This is a genomic window from Cupriavidus sp. 05T313 (assembly GCF_056396665.1).
In genome coordinates this window covers 1-409 of the sequence record NZ_JBFTLX010000669.1, presented here as the reverse complement: position 1 = coordinate 409, position 409 = coordinate 1, and the positions used below count along the sequence as shown (strand labels likewise).

Below are 409 nucleotides of genomic sequence, written 5' to 3'. Positions count from 1 at the left end.
GGCCACGTGGGCTGACAGTTCCTCGGCGATAGCCCGCGCCATGCCGGCCCTTGAAAGCGGAGCCATCCGGCCCGCCTGGCGGATGAACTGGGCGGCCCTGCGCGCAGTGGCGTCGGGAATCCGCCCGATGTCCGCCGCGGCCGCCCACGCCTGAAGGTAGGGCGGCACGAAAACCTGGACGGCCGCTTCGGCGGGAACCCTGCTTCGCACGGCGTACGTGCCGGCGAGCAGGTCGCCGAGCCGCCTGGATTTGTCGTTGAAGAGTGCCACGGCGAGGGCAAGCCCGCCGAACGTCAGGTAGATTTCGAGGAATCCGGTCAGCCCGCGGATCACGGCATGCCGGAACCGGATGGCACCGCCGTCCTCACGCACCACCCGCAGGCCCGTGGCCAGTTTCCCGAGCGACCGG

1 protein-coding gene is annotated in these 409 nt (G+C 70.7%); it reads right to left on the bottom strand.

What is annotated here, in order from left to right; genetic code table 11:
- On the bottom strand, window positions 1-409 hold a 409-nt coding region (locus tag AC1DKD_RS42280), incomplete at both ends, for an RDD family protein (RefSeq protein ID WP_477144872.1).